The following is an 18,455-nucleotide window of genomic DNA, read 5'->3' as shown; positions in this document are numbered from 1 at the left end:
AGCCAGACACGCGTGCGTGATCCGGGCAGAGGTCGATGACACGAAAGGCGGCGAGCGGGGTACGTAGCTTCCCATGACTTCTGCGCGACCCGGACCGGGGGTGCCCACGGCCACCTACCGGCTGCAGCTCCAGCCCGCGTTCCCGTTCGCCGCCGCCGAAGCGGCCGTACCGTACCTGGCGTCGCTCGGCGTCTCGCACCTGCATCTGTCCCCCGTCCTGGAGGCCGTCCCGGGCTCCGCGCACGGTTACGACGTCGTGGACCACACGCGCGTGCGCGCGGAGCTGGGCGGCGAGGAGGGGTTGCGCGCGCTGGCGCGCACGGCGCACGAGCACGGCCTCGGCCTGGTGGTGGACATCGTGCCGAACCACATGGCGGTGGCCCCCCGGCACAACCCCGCCCTGTGGGAGGTGCTGCGCGACGGGCCCGGCTCGCCGTACGCGCGCTGGTTCGACATCGACTGGGAGGCGCAGGGCGGCCGGGTGCTGCTGCCGGTGCTCGGCGGCCCGGTCGGCTCGGAGCCGGCGCACCTCGTGGTCGACGGTGACGTGCTGCGCTACCACGACCACGCCTTCCCGCTGCGCCCCGGCACCGAGCACCTGCCGCTGCCTCAGCTGCTGGACGCCCAGTGGTACCGCCCGGTGTGGTGGCGGCTGGCCCGCACGGAGCTGAACTACCGGCGGTTCTTCAGCATCTCGGAGCTGATCGGGGTGCGGGTGGAGGATCCGGAGGTGTTCGACGCCACCCACGGCACCATCCTCCGGCTGCTGGCGGAGGGCGTCGTCGACGGGCTGCGGATCGACCATCCCGACGGGCTCGCCGACCCCGACGGCTACCTCGCACGGCTGCACGAGGCGACCGGCGGGCGCTGGACGGTCGTGGAGAAGATCCTGGCCGACGGCGAGCACCTGCCGGCCTCCTGGCCTGTCGCGGGGACCACGGGCTACGACGCCCTGCGGCACGTCGACGGCCTGTTCACGGACCGCACCGGGGCGTACGAGCTGCTGGGCCGCTACCGGGCGTTCGCGGCGCCGCAGACGGACCGGGGCGGCAACTGGGAGGCCACGGTCCGGCGGGCCGCGTACAAGGTGCTCACGCACGAGCTGGCCACCGAGACGGACCGGCTCACCCGGGTCGCGGCCCGGCTGTGCGCCGCCTCGCCCGACCTCTCGCTGCGCGACCGCGCGCCCTGGGCACTGCGGACGGCCGTGGAGGAGCTGCTGGTCCGGATGCGGGTCTACCGGCCGTACGCCTCCGGTGACGCCTCCGCCGTGATCACCGAGGGAGCCGCCGAGGAGGCCCGGCTGGCCTTCGTGGTGCCCGAGGAGGCCGAGGCCGTCGGCGTCGTGCGCCGGCTGCTGGTCGAGCCGCCCGGTGACCCGTCGGCGCCGGACCACGCCGATCGGGTGGAGTTCCGCACCCGGTTCGCGCAGACCGCGTCGGCGCTGCGCGCCAAGTCGGTCGAGGACACGGCGTTCTACCGTTACGTGCCGCTGCTGTCGGCGGCTGAGGTGGGCGGCGATCCGGGCAGCCCGGGGGTGTCCCCGGAGGAGTTCCACGCGTACTGCGCGCGCGTGCAGCGCGACTGGCCGCTCACCGGCACGGTCGTCTCCACGCACGACACCAAGCGCAGCGCGGACGTGCGCGCCGCGCTGGCCGTGCTCACCGAGTGCCCCGACCGCTGGGCGGAACTGCTCGCCGAGGTGACCCTGCCCGAGGAGGGCGTGCCGGACGGGCAGCTGGCCTGGGCGGCGTGGCAGACGGTGTTCGGGCTGGGTCCGGCCGACGAGGAACGGGTCCAGCAGGCGCTGCTGAAGCATGTGCGCGAGGCGGGCATGTACACCAGCTGGACGGAACAGGAGCCGCCGTACGAGGAGGCGGTGGCGTCCTTCGTCGCGGCCGGGCCGTGCGGGCCGCCCGGCGAACGCGTGGCGGCGTTCCGGAAGGCGCTGGAGCCGCACGTGCGGGCCAATGTCCTCGGCACAGCGCTGGTCCATCTGACGATGCCGGGGGTGCCGGACGTGTACCAGGGCACGGAGGGCGAGTACCGGGCGCTGGTGGACCCGGACAACCGGCGGCCGGTGGCGTTCCCGCCGGAGGCTCCCGGCGAGAAGGACGCGCTGACGGCGGCGGCGCTGCGGCTGCGCGCCCGCCGCCCGGAGGCCTTCGGCGCGGACGCGTCGTACGACCCGCTGACGGCCGAGGGCCCGGCGGCCGACCACTGCCTGGCGTTCGCCCGCTCCGGTGCGGTGGTCACGGCGGTGACCCGGCTGTCCCTGCGGCTCGCGGAGGCGGGCGGCTGGCGGGACACCCGTCTCCCGCTCCCGCCGGGCCGCTGGACGGACGTCCTCACCCCGGGCCGGGAGTTCACCGGCCACGCACCCGTGGCGGACCTCCTGGACCGGCTGCCGGTGGCACTGCTGGAACGCGTGGCGGAGGACTGAGGACGCCGGGGCGGGGGCGGCACCGGCGCACGGTGGCGGGTACGGCCGCTCGGCGGGCGGCTGACCGCCGAATGGCCGCTCGGCGGGCGACTGACCGCCGAAGGGCCGCTCGGCGGGCGACTGTCCGCCGGATGGCCGCTCGGCGGGCGGCTGACCGCCGGATGGCCGCTCGACGGGCGACTGACCGCGGCTGCTGGACGCGTAGCCGCTGGAGAACGGCGTACGCGCGCGCGTGCGGACCGCGCGGGGAGAGACCCGGACGCTGACGGCGGAGCGGCTGCTGGTGGCCGTCGGCCGGGCTCCGCCACCGAGGGCCTGGGCCTGGACGCGGCCGGACCGGCGACGGACGAGCGGGGGCTCGTCGTACCGCAGGACTGGGCCCGGCTGCAGACGGCCGTGCCCGGCGTCCACGTCGTCGGCGACCTGCTGCCGCCGCCCTCGCTCGGCCTCGCCCACGCCTGCCGGTCCGAGACCGTGCCCGGGCTGGAGCCGCCGGTCGACTACGCGGCCGTGCCCCGGGTGACGTGCTCCTCTCCGCAGACCGCCTCGGTGGGGCTCAGCGAGGCCGAGGCACGCGCGCGTGGGCACGAGCCGACGTCAGCACGATGCCGCTGACCGCCGTCGCCAAGGGGATGGTGCACGGCCGGGGCGGCATGGTGAAGGTCGTGGCGGAGGCCGGCGGCGGGCAGGTGCTCGGCGTCCACCCCACCCTGTCGGAGGCGGTGGGCGAGGTGTTCCTGACGCTCGCGGGACGCGGCCCGCACCAGCGGTGAGCCCACGGAACGCAGGGGTCCGGACGGGTGCGGGTCCCTGCGTCCGGGCGCCCCCGGGAGCCTCCCGCGCCGCATGCTTGACAGTTCACCTTTCGCGTGCGGGACTGGGAGGTGCGAAGCCGGGCGGACAAGTCGGGGGTGAGTCCTCTGCCGGAGCTGCGCTATCCCAGCGTTCCCGAACTCGTCGCCGCCGCTCAGGCGTTGGCGGCTCGGGAACCCGGGCTGTGCGCGCTGCGTCAGGTGGGCGTCTCGCGCGCGGGCAGACCCTTGCACCTGCTGTCGGTGGGACACGCCCGCCGCGCGGTGCTCGTGGTGGCGGGCGCGCACGCCAACGAGCCGACGGGCGGCTCCACCCTGCGGGTGCTCGCCGAAAGGGTGCTGGCCGAGCGCGAGTTGCGGGCGGACACCTCCTGGCACTTCCTGCTGTGCGCGGACCCGGACGGCGCGAGTCTGCATGTGACCCCGGCGCCGCGCAGCCTGCTCGACTACCACCTCGGCTTCTACCGGCCCACAGGTGCGGAGCAGCCGGAGTGGTCGCCGTCGGTGCTGCCGCCGGACCGGCTGCCGCCCGAGACGCGGACGCTGACCGGGGTCATAGACGAACTGCGCCCGTATCTCCAGGTGACCTTGCACGGCACCGACCTGGGCGGCAGCTGGGTGCAGTTGACCAAGGACGTGCCGGGCCTCGCCGAGCCGTTCGCCAAGTCCGCGGCGGAGCTGCACATTCCGGTGGAGACGGGGGCCTCGGACGCGGCGGGCTGGCCGGCCTCCGGTCCCGGTGTGCATGTGATGCCCGGCCCGGAGACGGGCGTGGCCTACCCGAGCCTGCCGGACGACGCCCGGCACAGCACCTGGTACCACGCGCACCGGTACGGCGGACTGACGGCCGTGGTGGAGGTGCCGATGTGGGCCAGCGACCTGGTGGACGACCCGGCGCCGCACCCGGCACCGGCAGCGGCCATGCGGCGCCTGGCCACGCGGCTGCTGCGGGACGCGCGGGAGGTCGAGCGGATCCTCGCCGAGGCGCTGCCCCGGCTGGAGAGCGTGGACGGGCCGCTGCTGCGGGCCGCGCAGTGGGCTCTGGAGCTGGTCCCGGGCCTCGCCGAGGACTGGACCCACACCTCTCCGGCGGGGACGACGATGGCGTACGTCGGCAGTGTCGACGCGTTCGGACGGCGGCTGCCGCTGCGGGCCGCGGCGATGCTGCTGCGGGTGCTGCGGGAGGCGGACGACCGGGCGGCGCCGCGCCTGGAACAGCTCGTCGCCACCTGGTGCGACGCCTTCGCGGAGCGGTTCCGGGCCCGCTGGGTGCCGTTGGAGCACCAGGTGGAGCACCAGTCCCGGACGGTACTGGCGGCGGCACAACAGGCCCGCGGCCAGGCGGCGTGAACCGACGGGCGGAGCATACGGGGGCGTGAGCCGGGCACCGCCCACACCGGCCCCGCCCCGGCCCCCGGCACACCCCGGGCACCGCCCACGCCACCGCAGGCGTGGGCTTACGCCACCCGGGGTATCGGCTCACGCCGCCCGGGGCGCGCCGGACCACCGCATCTGCTCGTAGGCCGCGTCAGCCGTTCAGGGCGAACACGGACCCCGTGCGTGCCCTCATGACGCACGCGCTGGTGTACGTGTCCTGGAAGTCGACCGACCGGCCGTTCCACCGCCCGCGCGCGTGGGCCGTCACCGGGGCGTAGATCATCGGGCAGAAGACCTGCTTGGCCGGGATGCGGTCGATGGCACCGCCGGCGGCGGCCAGTTCCGCGCAGGCCTCGGACGCGCGCGCGTGTCCCTGGGGCGGGTCGCACAGCAGCAGTGTGCCGCGGGTGTCGCTGGAGCCGGCGTCGCCCTTGGTGACCGTGAGATAGAGCCAGTTGCCCGGGGGCACGTCATGGGAGGCTGCCTGGGCCGGGCCCGCGGTGAGGAGGCCGGCGGCGGTCAGCAGGGCGCCGGCCGCCGCTGCCGCTCTGGTGATGTACGTCATGCCCCGTTGCATCGGCACGGCGGTCCGCCTTCCGCAGTGCGGCTCACCCGATCGGTACCGCACACGCGCGTGACTGCGCGCCAGCTCGAACAGGACCGGCCGGGCAGGGCTCAGCTCGCCGCGAGCCGGAACGCCATCCTGCCGAACGCGACCTGGTCGCCCTCGCGGACGACGACCGCCCCGATCACCCGGCGGCCGTTGACGGTGGTGCCGTTGGTCGAGCCCAGGTCCCTGAGGACCCACAGGCCGCCCTGGTGGCGGAGTTCGGCGTGCACGCGGGAGACGGTCTCGTGGTTCAGGCGCAGCCCGTTCGCCGGGTCGCGGCCGATGCGCAGCGGATGGGTGTGCGTCGGGTGCGGCAGCAGCAGCTTGGGCAGCCGCTCGGCCTGCCAGGCCCGCCGCAGCCGTACGGTGAACCCGGAGACGGCCTCCACGGTGCCGAGGACCGCGCGGGAGAACCGGTTCTCCCGGGGCAGGTCGGCGACGAGGACGGCGAGTTCGTCGGAGCGGCGCGCGGCGAGCGCCAGCTCCATGCGGCGCACGAACGTGTCGTGCGAGAGCCGGCCCATGGCGACGCCGTCGCGCAGCACCCGCAGCGCCTGGTCGCGCTCCGCGTCGGACAGGCGCGCGGGGTAGGTGGAGAACTCGAAGGACGACGTCACTCTGGTGATTGTCGGGCAGCGGACCCCGGGTGTCCAGAAATCACGGAATCGGTGCCGGTCGACGGGTACTTCCGCGACACCTGCCGGCAAAGGGCCGATTCGAGAGCGGATTGATCGTCCGGGGCGGCACGATGGAGACGCGGGACATCACGGTGAGCAGACGAAGGGGAACCGTCCGTGCAGTTCGAGGTGTGGGCACCGCAGGCAGACCGAGTGACGCTCCATTGCGAGGGCACCACGCGCGCGTTGGCGCGCGATCCCGCGCGCGCGGGGTGGTGGAGGGGCGAGGCGGAGGCCGGGGACGGCGCACGGTACGGGTTCGCGCTGGACGACGGCCCCGTGCTGCCCGACCCGCGCTCGTGCCGCCAGCCGGACGGCCCGGACGGGTTGAGCGCGGTCGTGGACCACGGGCGGTACGAGTGGCGCGCGCGGTGGGCGGGACGCGGGTTGCCGGGCGCGGTGCTGTACGAGCTGCACGTGGGCACGTACACCCGGGAGGGCACCCTGGACGCCGCCGCCGCCCGCCTGGACCACCTGGTGGAACTGGGCGTGACGCACGTGGAGTTGATGCCGCTGTGTCCCTTCCCGGGGCGGCACGGCTGGGGTTACGAGGGCGTGTCGCTGTGGGCCGTGCACGAGCCGTACGGCGGTCCGGAGGCCCTGCGACGCTTCGTGGACCGGGCGCACGAACTCGGTCTGGGCGTCGTCCTGGACGTCGTGCACAACCACTTGGGGCCCACCGGTAACTATCTGCCGCGGTTCGGACCGTACTTCACGGACACGCACACCACGCCGTGGGGTTCGGCGGTGAACCTGGACGCGCCCGGCTCGGACGAGGTGCGCGCGTTCCTCGTCGGCAGCGCGCTGGCGTGGCTGCGGGACTACCGGATCGACGGTCTGCGGCTGGACGCGGTGCACACGCTCTACGACACGCGCGCGTGCCACTTCCTGGAAGAGCTGTCGGCGGCGGTCGACGCACTCGCCGAGGAGGTGGGCAGGCCGCTGTTCCTGATCGCCGAGTCGGACATGAACAACCCGCGTTTCATCACCCCGCGCGCGGAGAACGGCCTCGGACTGCACGCGCAGTGGAACGACGACTTCCACCACGCCCTGCACGCCACGCTGACCGGTGAGTCCCAGGGCTATTACGCCGACTTCGCGCGCGATCCCTTCGCGGCGCTCGCCAAGACGCTCACCGGCGGCTGGTTCCACGACGGCACGTACTCCAGCTTCCGGGGCCGCAGTCACGGCCGGCCGCTGGACCGCGCGCGCGTGGCCGGGCACCGGCTGCTCGGCTACAGCCAGACCCACGACCAGGTCGGCAACCGGGCCCAGGGCGACCGGCTCTCCGCCCACCTCTCGCCCGGTCTGCTGGCCTGCGCGGCCGCGCTGACCCTGACCGCCCCGTTCACGCCGATGCTGTTCATGGGCGAGGAGTGGGCGGCGGGCACGCCCTGGCAGTTCTTCACCGACCACACCGACCCCGAGCTGGCCGAGGCGGTACGGCAGGGCAGGCGGCGGGAGTTCGCCGCGCACGGGTGGGCCGAGGAGGAGGTGCCGGACCCGCAGGACCCGGCGACCCGCGAGCGGTCCTGCCTGGACTGGTCGGAGCCGGAACGCGAGCCCCACGCGCGCGTGCTGGCCTGGTACCGGCAGCTGATCGCGCTGCGTCACGCCCAGCCCGACCTCACCGACCCGGACCTCGCCGACACGAAGGTGGCGTACGACGAGGACGCCCGCTGGCTGGCCTTCCGGCGCGGGGACGTACGGGTGGCGGTGAACCTGGGCAAGGAGCCGGCGGCGATCCCGCTGGGCACCGGCCGGGTGGAGGTCCTCGCGGCCTGGAACCCGGTCGAGGCGCCGGGCGCGGACGGGCTGCTCCAGGTGCCCGGGGAGTCCTGCGTGGTGCTGACGCAGCCCTGAGAGCGGTTGCGGGCACAGCCCTGAGGGGCCCTCGCGGCCCCGTCAGGGCTCCGGCTCGTCCTGCTGGAGGTCGGTCACCCGCTCCAGCAGGATCGGCTCCCAGGCGCGCCGCAGCTGGGTCCGCAGCAGGGGCAGGGAGCCGGTCGTCCGGCCTTCCAGGCGGTCGGTGAGGCGGATGACGGTGTCGCAGCGGGCCAGCCACAGGCCGCGCAGGCAGGGGCGGGCGCCGTAGCCGGCGAGGGTGGCGGCGCGGACGGCCGCCGGGGAGCCGACGGCGACGGCGAGCCCGGCGATGTCCTCGGCGGGGTCGCCGAGGGACGCCGCGGTCCAGTCCAGGATGCCGCGCACCCGTCCGTCGGCGCTGACCACCACGTGCGCGCCGGTCAGCCCGTGGTGGGTGAGGACGGCGGAACCGGGCTGGGCGGCGAGCTGGGCCGCGCCGGGCGGGGTCAGCTGGTGCAGCCGGGCCGCGTCGAACTCGTCGGCGGCGGCGAGCCGTTCGGATGCGTGCACGGCCATCCGGCGCAGCGCCTCCAGCGAGCGCGGAGCGGTGCGCGGCACGCCGAGCGCCTCGGCCTGGCGGGCCGGGACCGTGCGCAGCCCGCTGAGCAGCCCGGCGAGGTCGGCCTCGCCGACGGCGGAGACGTCGTACTCGTCGGCCGTGCCGCCGGGCACCCGGGTGTCGAGGGTGTAGGCGAGGCCGGGCGCCCAGTCGCCGTGCGCGACGCTGGTCGGGACGGCGACGGGTACCTGCGGGCGGACCAGCTCGCGCAGGCGCAGCTCGCGGCGGCGGCGGACGGAGGCCTCGCGGTCGGGCGCGAGGCGCAGCACGTGGCGGCTGCCGACCCACCAGGTGTGCTCGCGGTCCTCCGTCACGGGCCGCACGTCGGGTCCCCCGGTGCCGTCGCCGCCCTCCTTGAGCAGCGCGCGGACCAGTCTGCGGACGGTGTCCGCGGTGGGTGTCGGTGCCTGGGTCATGGGTCGCGCGTCGCCGTTCCGGGTGTCGTCGGGAGTGGGTCTCCTCGGGTCTCTCACTCCACTATGACCATCTCACGGGTGGTGTTGTTGAGGCGGCGGCCGCCGTCGTCGGTGACCGTGACGATGTCCTCGATGCGCACCCCGAAGCGGCCGGGCAGGTAGACGCCGGGCTCCACCGAGAAGCACATGCCGGGCACGAGAGGCTGTTCCTCGCCCTCGATCATGTACGGCGGCTCGTGCGTGGTGACGCCGATGCCGTGCCCGGTGCGGTGGATGAAGTACGCGCCGTACCCGGCGTCCGTGATCACCGCGCGGGCGGCGCGGTCGACCTCCTGGCAGGCCACGCCCGGGCGTACGGCCTGGAAACCGGCCTCCTGGGCGGCGCGCACGACGTCGTGGACCCGCCGCTCCTCCTCGGTCGGCTCGCCGACGTGGACCGTGCGGGTGGTGTCGGAGCCGTAGCCGTCCTTCAGGCCGCCGAAGTCGAGGACGACCATGTCGCCGGGCCGGATGACGCGGTCGCCGACCTCGTGGTGCGGGTTGGCGCCGTTCGGGCCGGAGCCGACGATCGTGAAGTCGACCTGGGAGTGGCCGAAGCGGCGCAGCAGGCCGGCGAGGTCCTGGCCGACGTCGGACTCGCGGCGGCCGGCGAAAGGGACCTTCCGGATCTCTTCGAACGCCAGGTCGGCAGCCGCGCCCGCGGCCGCCAGGAGTTCCAGTTCGGCCGCGTCCTTCACCGCGCGCAGCATGGGCAGGGCGTCGGTGAGGGAGGCGTAGGAGGTGTCGGGCAGGGCCCGCTGGAGGCCGAGCAGGTGCATCGCCCAGGTGTTGTCGCTGATGCCGAACCGGCCGCTGTCGTCGAGGAGACCGGCGGTGACGGCGTAGGGGTCCTTGCCGTCGGTCCAGTCGCGCAGCGTCAGCGCGGCGGCACCGGCCGCCTGGTCGGCGTCCGGGGCCTCCAGGGTGGGCACGACGAGCACGGGGTCCCGGCCGGGCGCGAGGACCAGCAGGGTCAGCCGCTCCGTGACCGCGGTGGGTGTGTAGCCGGTGAGCCACACCAGGTCCGGTCCCGGCGCCACGAGCAGTCCCGCGAGGCCGGCGTCGACGGCGGAGCGCACGGCACGCTCCATACGGGCCCTGTAGTCGGCGGCGGTGAAGGGCGCGGGCGTACTACCGGTCATCCGGGCCTCCGGGGCGGGTGAGGAAACGGGGCGATGGGGGTCTCGGGCAGCATCCTGCCCGCCCGCACGGACGCACGCGAGCCGGTCCCGTGGACCGGCGTCCGACGGTCCGTCGAGAGGGCAGTCGGCGTGGGTCCATCATGACGTGGGGGACGGATGGTGACCAAGGGGTTTCCTGGTGTGACCGGGCCGCCGGCGTGGTGGGCCCGGATCGGGTCAGGTCACCACTCCTGGGGTCACCGTCAACTGCTGGTAGCCGCCGCTCTCGTGGCGCACGGTGAGGAGTACCGCCTTGCCGGGGCGGGCCTGTCCTACGGCTCGGGCGAGGTCGGCGGCGGTGTCCACACGGGCCTCGCCCCACTGCAGTACGACGTCCCCGCGGACCAGGCCCGCCGCGTAGCCGGGGCCGGGCACGTGCACGCCCACCACCAGGGCGCCCGCCTTCTCCGCGTCGACGGCCTCCACGCCCAGGGCCGGACCGGGCGGGTCGGGGACGGGCGTCGGCGTGGCCGTGGGCGTGGCCCTGGCCGACGGCGCGGGCGGCGGGGCCTGGCGTGGCAGCTCGGCGAGTCTGCTCATGCCGATCACCGTGGCGCCGACCGTGCCGATGCCGACGCCGGAGAGCACCAGCACGGTGCCTGCGCACAGGCCGCACAGCAGGGTCCGCAGCCGCCGTCCGCGCCGGGGCGCGGCGTGCGGGCGGTGGACGGGGCCGGGGGTGACGGGGCCGGGGGTGTCGTCCTCCCGCCGGTCCCGGCCAGGCATCGGCTTGGGACGCAACACAGTCTGTTCCATGGTTCGCTCGCCTCCGGCTGGTGCTCTACCCGGGGCGGTGGGCCGCGACGAGACACGAAAGGGTGAGACTGACCGGAGGGTGACGGAGGGTAGCCATAGCCGTCACGCCGGCGCGTTCAGCGCACCCTTTCGGCCCGCCCTCTCAGCCCGTGTGGCCCTCGCCGTGGCCGCCATGCGCCCCGCCGTGGTCGAACTTCAGGGCTTCCGGCGGCATGACGACGAAGGGCCGCATCATGCCCATGTCCTCGTGCTCCAGCAGATGGCAGTGGTACATGAACCGGCCGTACGCGCCGTCGAAGCGGCCCATGACCCGCAGCATCTGGTTGCCCGGCACCCGGAAGACGTCCTTGTAGCCCCGCTCGTTGGGCGCGAGCGGTATCTCCCGGCCGGCGTCATAGCGGATCGGGGTGCGGGTGCCGCCCACCGCCGGGTCGAAGCCGGAGACGTCGTACGCGTCCCGGCCCAGCAGCTGGAAGTCGGCGAGGTGGATGTGCATCGGGTGCACGATGGGCGCCAGGTTGAGGAAGCTCCACTGCTCGTGGCTGCCCTCGCCGATCGTGAAGCCGAGCCCGTCGTTGAACGTCCGCGCGGTGCGCCGGTACGTCTTCGTGGTGCCGTCGGGTCCGGTGACCTGGACGATGCCCTCGGCCGGGAGCGTCAGGCCGCTCGGGTCCTCGACCTCGGTCATCTCCCAGATCTCCGGGTGGCCGCCGGCCCCCTTGGTGGCGGGCGGGGTGAGCAGGACGAGCCGGTGGCCGTGCGGGGTGTCGTGGGTGAGGCGGCGGAAGGAGCCGGAGAGCACCTCGGGCAGTTCGAAGGTGTCCTCCGCGCAGCTCTCCCGGACCCGGAACTCCAGCACGGCCGGACAGGGCACGTCCCCGGCCGGGTCGGGCAGCCCCGCCGGCTGGTTGGGGCCCTTGTTCACCAGCCGCAGGGTCCGGCCCGCGAGTCCGCGGAAGTCCACCAGCAGGTCGAAGCGCTCGGCCGGCGCGGCGGTGAGGGCCGGCAGCTCCGCGTCGAAATCGACCGGCACCGGGCGCGGCAGCAGTCCGCCGTCGCTGCCGATCTGGTGGACGATCCCCGGCACCGGCTGGTCGTCCTCGTCGATGAGGACGAGTTCGAAGATGCGCGCGTTGGAGGCGTTGACCAGCCGGAACCGGTACCAGGCCGGGTCGACGTCGGCGTACGGCCAGATGCGGCCGTTGACCGTGGTGTACGGGCCGGTGAAGGGTATGGAGACCGGCTTGCCCGTCTCCGGGTTGCGCTGCTGGACGATCACCGTCTTGTGCAGGAGCCGGCCGTTGAGGCGGCCGTCCTCGTCGGTGTCGAGGTTGCGGTCGGCGACGATGAGCGGGATCTCCCGCTCGCCGGAGGGCAGGTGGAGGGCGTCCTCCTCGTCGTCCCGGACGAGGTAGGTGCCGTACAGGCCCGCCATCACGTTCCACCGGGTGATGTTCATGGCGTGGTCGTGGTACCACCACTGCACCGCCTGGTGGTCGTTCGGGTACTCCGACAGCTGGGCGTCGCCGTGGCCGACGGCGTTGTCCGCCCAGCCGTCGTTGCCGCCGCCGGTCTGTGCGCCGTGCAGATGGGTCACCGACCAGGCGGGCAGGGCGGCGACGTCCTTGTCCGGCTCGACGCCCTCGCGGCCGGGCTCGGTGGTGGCCTGCGGGCGGCCGTCCGTGCGCAGCGGCACTTCCACCGAGGTGACCGGGTACTCGCTGTCCTTGGGGATGCGGTTGGTCCAGGCGATGCGGACGCGCTGTCCCCGGCGCACCTCGATGGTCGGGCCCGGCACGTGTCCGTCGTAGCCCCACATCAGGGTCGGCGGCAGTTGCGGGTGCAGGCGCACCCAGGTCGGGCGCAGGGCGATCTCGGTCTCGCGCAGGACGTCGTCCGCGGCGGGCCGCAGGACCGGCGGGACGGTCAGCGGCGCGACGTACGGCGTCAGTTCCTGCGTCTGCTCCTGCTCGCCCGTGGTCGGTCCGGTGAGCCTCTCGATGGTCTCGGTCAAGGTCGAACACCCCCGTGTGTTCTGGCTCTGTTGTTCCCCTTACTCCACAAGACTCCCGAGGACTCACCGAAGTTCCCTGAATGCCCGATTCCGTACGCGGAGATTTCCGGGGCTGTCAGCCGAGCGACAGGACCGGCGCCCGGTCGGGCAGGAAGCCGTGGGTGCGGCGGCCCAGGTACTCGGCGCCGTAACGCGGACGGCACTCCAGGTGCCAGTGGAGCACGCCGGCCATCCAGTTCTGCAGCTCCACCACGTACCGTCCCACGGCGGCGCGTTCCTCGTCCGTCAGTGCCAGGTCCTCGTAGAGCACCGGCAGTTCGTGCTCGGACACGTGCTCGAACTGGCGCATGCGCTGGTTCATCAGGTCGCCGATGACGTGCGCGGCCGTGGGGTAGTCGCAGCGGAAGAAGTTCTGCACGACCAGGACGGCGTTGTGCAGTTCACCCTCGTACTCGATCTCCTTCTGGTACGACACGAGGTCGTTGGCCATGGTGAGGAAGTCGGCGGCCGAGTTCTCCAGCGAGCGCACCGGGCCGCTGCGGTAGACCTCCTGCGGGATGGCCGGGCCGTGGCCCAGCCGGCAGAGGTTCATGGTGAGGTCGGCGCCGAAGGTGTCCCGGCGCATCTCCAGATAGTCCACCGGGTCCGGGACACGGTGCTGGAACTGGTTGGACAGCTCCCACAGCCAGCTTCGGGTCATCACCTCGACCGACCTCCGTACGACCTCCCGGGCCTGCCGGGGCATGCCGGCGGTGCTGCGCTGCCACAGGTCGGCGAGTGAGCGCTCCAGTCCGTTGGCCGCGGGGGGCACAGGCTCGCCGTCGAGTGGCATGCACGCCGACAGCCGCTCGGTGCACAGACGGGCTCCGGCCAGGTCGCGGCGCGAACCGAAGACCACCGGGTAGTAGTCGTCGGCGTACGTGCCCCACACCAGCCACTGCGTGATGAGGTCGATCTCTTCCGGCGAGGCCTCCGGATGCATGCCGGCGGAGGCCAACGCCAGGTCGAAGGAGACGAGTTTGTCCTCGTCCCACACGCCCTCGGACAGGATGCCCACGCTGTGGCACCAGCCCGGGATGCGCTCCCGGGCCCCGTCCAGGTGCGGGCTCAGCCGCAACGGGAACGGCATCCGGATGTCGGGCACGATGGACGGCCCGGCCTTCTGGTACGGCACGTGCGTGTACGCGCGCAGCCGCTCGGCCCCCGCTGCGGCCAGGACGGCGCCGATGTCGGCGGCGGAGGTGCCCAGGCCGCTCGGCGCCTGCCAGGGCGAGCTGGAGCGCGCGCCCTTGTTCATGTAGCGGCTGGAGCGCATGTGCCACTCGTGGCCGCCGGACTGCCAGTCCTGGAGCCCCTTGGTGTAGGCGGCGACCGCGGCGGCCTCGCCGGGGGTGAGGCCCTTCTCCAGGGCGACGGCGGGGACTTCGGTGAACGCGGTGTGCTCGAACTGGTGCAGGCGGGAGGTGAGGACGTCGTTCACGGTGTCGGCGGCCTCCTGGGTGGTGCAGCCGAAGAACTTCTCCAGGACCAGCACGCCGTTGCTGTTCTCGCCCTCGTCCTCGACCTCACGCTGGTAGGAGAACAGGTCGTTGCGCAGGTGGACGGCGTCGGAGAAGGTCTCCATGAGCACGCGCAGCGGCCGGGTGCCGGCGACGGCGGCGGGCACCTCGGCGGTCGCGTACTCCACGAGCCCGGCGGACCAGGGGGCACCGCCGACCTTGCGGCGCATCTCGATGTACTCGACGGGGTTGGCGACGCGCCCCTCGTTGATGTTGGACAGCTCCCACATCGACTCGTTGAGCAGATGCTCGGTGGCGACGGAGAAGCGGCGGCGCCAGTCCACGGACATCGCCGGCACCGTCCGCGCCCACAGGTCCTTCAGTCCGGCCTCCACCGGGTTCTCCGGCTCCGGCACGGGGGCGGCGGGGTCGAGCGGCATGAACAGCGGCAGGCGGTCCAGGTGGACCCTTCCGGCGGCCCGGTCCTGGGTGCGCTTGTACATGTCCAGGAAGTGGTCGTCGAAGAAGAACACCCACACGTACCAGTCGGTGATCAGTGACAGAGCGGGTCCGTCGCAGTCGGGATGGGTGTAGGCGCACAGGAGGCCGTAGTCGTGCGCCTCCAGGTCGGCCTGTTCCCAGATCCCGGAGCCCTCCAGCATGCCCATGTCGCGTGCCCACCGGGTGGAGTGGGCCCGGGCCTCGTCCAGGTGCGGGTTGAGCCGCGCGGGGTACGGCATGTAGAAGTGCGGGAGTTCGAACGGCTGCGTCATGGCCGGGCCCTACCCGTGGCCCCGAACGCCCATCCACCCGGCGGCACATGATCACACCATCGCGTGAACCGCTCGCGAAACCTGGAACTCCGGTGGGGGGATGTGGCGTTGGTTCCCTTGCCGTGTCCGCGCGCGGGGGCCACGGTAGGCGCATGACCTCCTTCGTGCTGCCCCATGAGGTGCACGGCGACGGCGCCCACAAGGTGTTCGCCGTGCACGGCTGGTTCGCCGACCGGTCCGCCTACGCGGCCGTCCTGCCGGACCTTGACCGCACCTCCTTCAGCTATGCGCTGGTGGACCTGCGGGGTTACGGCGAGGCCCGGGACGCCACCGGCGCGTACACGACGGCCGAGGCGGCCGTGGACCTGGTGGAGCTGGCGGACCGGCTCGGCTGGGAGCGGTTCTCGGTGGTCGGGCACTCGATGGGGGGCGCGGTGGCGCAGCGGCTGCTCACCGTGGCCCCGCACCGGCTGCGCCGGATCGCCGGGGTGTCTCCCGTGCCCGCCTCGGGCATGCCGCTGGCCGGCGAGCAGGCGGCGCTGTTCACGGACGCGGCGCACCGGGCGGAGAACCGGCGGGCGATCATCGACTTCACCACCGGAGGCCGCCGGCCCGCCGCCTGGCTGGACCGGATGGTCGCCCGCTCGCTGGAGCGCAGCGACCCCAAGGCGTTCCGTGCCTGGCTCGACTCGTGGGCGGGCGAGGACTTCGCCGCCGACGTCGTGGGCAGCGAGGTACCGGCGCTGACCGTGGCCGGCGCGCTGGATCCGGCGCTGTCCGCGGAGGTCATGCGGCAGACCTGGCTGTCCTGGTATCCACGCGCGGAGCTGACCGTGCTGCCGGGCGCCGGTCACTACGCGATGGACGAGACCCCGCTGGACCTGGTCCGTACCGTCGAGGACTTCCTGCGGGCCGACGACCCGGGCGACACCCGGGCGGGCGGGGCGACGTGAGCGTGCGGGAGGCGCCGCCGGTCCCGGACGTCTTCGATCCGCGCCGGTACGCCGCCGGGGTGCCCTACGACGACTACCGGGTGCTGCGCGACCACCATCCGGTGGCCTGGCAGGAGGAGCCGGAGGTGCTGGGCTGGCCGGCCGGCCCCGGGTTCTGGGCGGTGACCCGGCACGCGGATGTCGTACGTGTGCTGAAGGACTCGGGGACGTACTCGTCGTATGTCGGCGCGACCCAGATCCGTGACCCGGATCCGGAGGATCTGCCGTTCATCCGGCGGATGATGCTCAACCAGGACCCGCCCGGTCACGGGCGGTTGCGGCGGCTGGTGAGCCGCGCCTTCACGCCGGGGCGCGTGGACCGGTTCGCGGCGGTCGCCCGGGAGCGGGCGCGCGCGCTGCTCGCGGGCGCGCTTGAGGCGGCGCGGGCGGGGGACGGCACGGTGGACCTGGTGTCCGCCGTCACCGACGAGTACGCCCTGCTGAATCTGGCGGATCTGCTGGGCGTCCCGGAGAGCGACCGGCGGCTGCTGCTGCACTGGACGCAGCGGGTCATCGGCTACCAGGACCCGGACGAGGCCGGTCCGCCGGTGCGGGACGGGGCGGGCAGGCCGGTGAATCCGCGGTCACCGGCGATGCTGGCGGACATGTTCGCCTACGCCGGGCAGTTGGCCGCGTACAAGAGGCGGTATCCGGCGGACGACATCATGACGACGCTCGCCCACGACACCGAACTCGCCGACGCCGAACTGGAGATGTTCTTCTTCCTGCTCACCGTGGCGGGCAACGACACCGTGCGCGGTGCGGCCCCGGGCGGGTTGCTGGCGCTGGCGGAGCATCCGGAGGCGTACGAGCCGCTGCGCGCCGGGACGGTGGCTGTACCGTCCGCCGTCGACGAGTTGCTGCGCTGGCATCCGCCCGTGCTGACCTTCCGCCGGACGGCCGTACGGGACACCGAGCTGGCGGGCCGCATGATCCGGGCGGGCGACAAGGTCGTGGTGTTCCACGCCTCGGCCAATCGCGACGAGCGCGTCTTCCCCGCTCCCGACCGGCTCGATCTCACCCGCTCCCCCAATCCGCACGTCTCCTTCGGGGACGGCCCGCACGTGTGCCTGGGCGCTCACTTCGCCCGGCTGCAACTGAGGCTGCTTCACGAGGAGACGCTGCGCGCCCTTCCCGCACCGCCGCGTCCCGCCGGGCCGGCCGGACGGCTGGTGTCGAACTTCATCAACGGCATCAAGGCACTGCCGCTGCACATCACCTGACGCGTTCTTCCCCGTCGCCTTTCGGGTCGGTCTGGATCAGCGCGTGCGTGCCGCTCGTCCGCCAGCTCTGCCCCTCGGCCGCCACCAGTTCGGCCTCGGTCGCCGCGGACAGACCGGTGATCACATCGGACTTGAGGGTGCGCAGCGCGGCGACCGGGCCGGGGAAGTACGCGGTCGTCTCCGGGAAGGGGGTGGTGGGCGGCCAGAGCCGGTCGCCCACCAGGCGACGGTAGTTGAGGTCGCCCTTGACGATGGTCAGCGTGGCCGCGGCGAACTCGGCGCGCAGGTCGTCCGGCATCGCGGCGTACGGCAGCGGGGCGCAGGAGAAGGGGTGGGCGCGGACGGTGAACCGGCCGTCGGCCATGGCCGACCAGAGCAGGCGCCCGTACTCGGCGGCCGTACCGTGGGCCGCGCGCAGCCGGTGCAGCGCGTCGACCACGTCGGCGGTGGTGGCGTCGGAGACGTAGTACGGGTACGGCTTGACGTGCAGCACCGCTCGCGCGGTCCGGCCCTCGGCGAGGAGATGGGCGATCAGCAGGAGGTCGGGGACGATTTCGCGGCCCGCGTTGTCCGCGACGAGCACGAGCGTGCCGCTTCCGGCGGACGGCAGCAGCGCCCACAGGGTCTCGCTGTCGTCCGCGACCAGCGCGGGGGCCGGTTCCCCGGCCTGGGCGCCCGCGGCGGAGAGCCGGAAGCCGAGGTCGGCGCGGTTGCCCCAGAGGGAGCCGTGCAGCAGGGCGCTCGCCCGCTCGTCCTCCGGCAGGTCCCGCAGGCCGTCCAGGGCGGCCAGTTCCTCGTCGGTCTGAGGGGCGTCGAGTTCGGCGCGTTTGAAGGGGCGGAAGGGGTCGATGCCCTGCCAGGCGCCCGGCCCGAACCAGCCGACGGCGTCCAGCAGCCGGCGGTAGAAGTAGCTCTCGGCCCACAGCCAGGGCACGTCGTACCAGGACCGGCCGGTGTGGTCGGCGAGGCCCCAGTCGTGCCACCGGTCCCGGTCCGGGGCGTCCGCGGGGAGCGGTTCGACGGTCCCCTCGGTGCAGCTCTTCATCAGCTCGTCCAGCGCTGTGTGCTGCCCCGGGCCGTACGGGAAGGCGTCCCGTACCTGCCGGATGATCGCGGGGTGCCGTTCGGCCAGCACGCTGTGCGGGAACGAGCCGGGTTCGTTGCCGAGGATCACGGGTGCGAAGGGGATGTCGGGCATGTCCGTCACCGTATCGCGGG

At 73.7% G+C, this 18,455-nt stretch carries 13 protein-coding genes and 1 pseudogene; 6 read left to right on the top strand and 8 right to left on the bottom strand.

Annotated features, from left to right (window positions below; genetic code table 11):
• The first annotated feature begins 73 nt into the window (after positions 1–73).
• The 3 genes and pseudogenes from treY (at position 74) to AB0L21_RS20980 (ending at position 4,605) form a co-directional block, all read left to right on the top strand.
• Complete coding sequence (gene treY, locus AB0L21_RS20990) at positions 74–2,443, top strand: malto-oligosyltrehalose synthase (protein WP_365785590.1); 2,370 nt, start codon at positions 74–76, stop codon at positions 2,441–2,443.
• Positions 2,444–2,630: 187 nt separating this feature from the next.
• Positions 2,631–3,216 (top strand): annotated as a pseudogene (locus tag AB0L21_RS20985) (FAD-dependent oxidoreductase); the annotation flags it as partial.
• A gap of 138 nt (positions 3,217–3,354) precedes the next feature.
• Positions 3,355–4,605, top strand: coding sequence for a M14 family zinc carboxypeptidase (locus AB0L21_RS20980; protein WP_365704167.1), 1,251 nt, complete (start codon positions 3,355–3,357; stop codon positions 4,603–4,605).
• Between the two features lie 178 nt (positions 4,606–4,783).
• On the opposite strand, the gene AB0L21_RS20975 is transcribed toward AB0L21_RS20980, so the two are convergent.
• Together AB0L21_RS20975 and AB0L21_RS20970 are read right to left on the bottom strand one after the other, a co-directional pair.
• On the bottom strand, positions 4,784–5,197 hold the full coding sequence (locus tag AB0L21_RS20975) for an SSI family serine proteinase inhibitor (protein ID WP_365785588.1): 414 nt from the start codon (positions 5,195–5,197) through the stop codon (positions 4,784–4,786).
• A gap of 110 nt (positions 5,198–5,307) precedes the next feature.
• The gene (locus AB0L21_RS20970; RefSeq protein ID WP_365704171.1) at positions 5,308–5,859 is read right to left on the bottom strand and encodes a DUF1707 and FHA domain-containing protein; all 552 of its coding nucleotides are present in this window, start codon (positions 5,857–5,859) and stop codon (positions 5,308–5,310) included.
• Between the two features lie 177 nt (positions 5,860–6,036).
• Here AB0L21_RS20970 and treZ point away from each other — a divergent pair, with 177 nt between their 5' ends.
• A complete protein-coding gene (gene treZ, locus AB0L21_RS20965; RefSeq protein ID WP_365785586.1) occupies positions 6,037–7,782 on the top strand; it encodes a malto-oligosyltrehalose trehalohydrolase in 1,746 nt (581 codons plus the stop codon).
• Between the two features lie 42 nt (positions 7,783–7,824).
• Here the strand turns inward: treZ and AB0L21_RS20960 are convergent, their stop codons facing one another.
• The 5 genes from AB0L21_RS20960 to cyc2 form a co-directional block, all read right to left on the bottom strand.
• Positions 7,825–8,760, bottom strand: coding sequence for an aminoglycoside phosphotransferase family protein (locus AB0L21_RS20960; RefSeq protein WP_365704175.1), 936 nt, complete (start codon positions 8,758–8,760; stop codon positions 7,825–7,827).
• A 53-nt stretch (positions 8,761–8,813) separates the two neighbouring features.
• Complete coding sequence (locus AB0L21_RS20955; RefSeq protein WP_365785584.1) at positions 8,814–9,941, bottom strand: aminopeptidase P family protein; 1,128 nt, start codon at positions 9,939–9,941, stop codon at positions 8,814–8,816.
• Between the two features lie 216 nt (positions 9,942–10,157).
• On the bottom strand, positions 10,158–10,736 hold the full coding sequence (locus tag AB0L21_RS20950) for a PDZ domain-containing protein (RefSeq protein ID WP_365704179.1): 579 nt from the start codon (positions 10,734–10,736) through the stop codon (positions 10,158–10,160).
• Between the two features lie 142 nt (positions 10,737–10,878).
• Positions 10,879–12,750: an O-aminophenol oxidase PhsA gene (gene phsA / locus AB0L21_RS20945; protein WP_365704181.1), complete on the bottom strand. Its 1,872-nt coding sequence runs from the start codon at positions 12,748–12,750 to the stop codon at positions 10,879–10,881.
• Positions 12,751–12,865: 115 nt separating this feature from the next.
• Entirely contained in the window at positions 12,866–15,022 is a 2,157-nt protein-coding gene (cyc2, locus tag AB0L21_RS20940) for a germacradienol/geosmin synthase Cyc2 (RefSeq protein WP_365785582.1), read from the bottom strand.
• 152 nt (positions 15,023–15,174) lie between these two features.
• Here cyc2 and AB0L21_RS20935 point away from each other — a divergent pair, with 152 nt between their 5' ends.
• Complete coding sequence (locus AB0L21_RS20935) at positions 15,175–15,975, top strand: alpha/beta hydrolase (RefSeq protein ID WP_365785580.1); 801 nt, start codon at positions 15,175–15,177, stop codon at positions 15,973–15,975.
• Entirely contained in the window at positions 15,972–17,237 is a 1,266-nt protein-coding gene (locus AB0L21_RS20930) for a cytochrome P450 (RefSeq protein WP_365785578.1), read from the top strand. The genes AB0L21_RS20935 and AB0L21_RS20930 overlap by 4 nt, the downstream gene beginning before the upstream one ends.
• On the opposite strand, the gene AB0L21_RS20925 is transcribed toward AB0L21_RS20930, so the two are convergent.
• Positions 17,230–18,435 carry a damage-control phosphatase ARMT1 family protein gene (locus AB0L21_RS20925; protein ID WP_365785576.1) on the bottom strand — a complete coding sequence of 402 codons (1,206 nt, stop codon included), beginning with the start codon at positions 18,433–18,435 and terminating at the stop codon, positions 17,230–17,232. The two genes, AB0L21_RS20930 and AB0L21_RS20925, sit on opposite strands and share 8 nt — an antisense overlap.
• Positions 18,436–18,455 lie beyond the last annotated feature (20 nt).

It is taken from the genome of Streptomyces sp. NPDC052721 (assembly GCF_040678315.1).
Classification (GTDB): Bacteria; Actinomycetota; Actinomycetes; order Streptomycetales; family Streptomycetaceae; genus Streptomyces.
The sequence above is the reverse complement of the archived record's forward strand: the minus strand, read 5'-3'. Positions and strand labels throughout refer to the sequence as shown.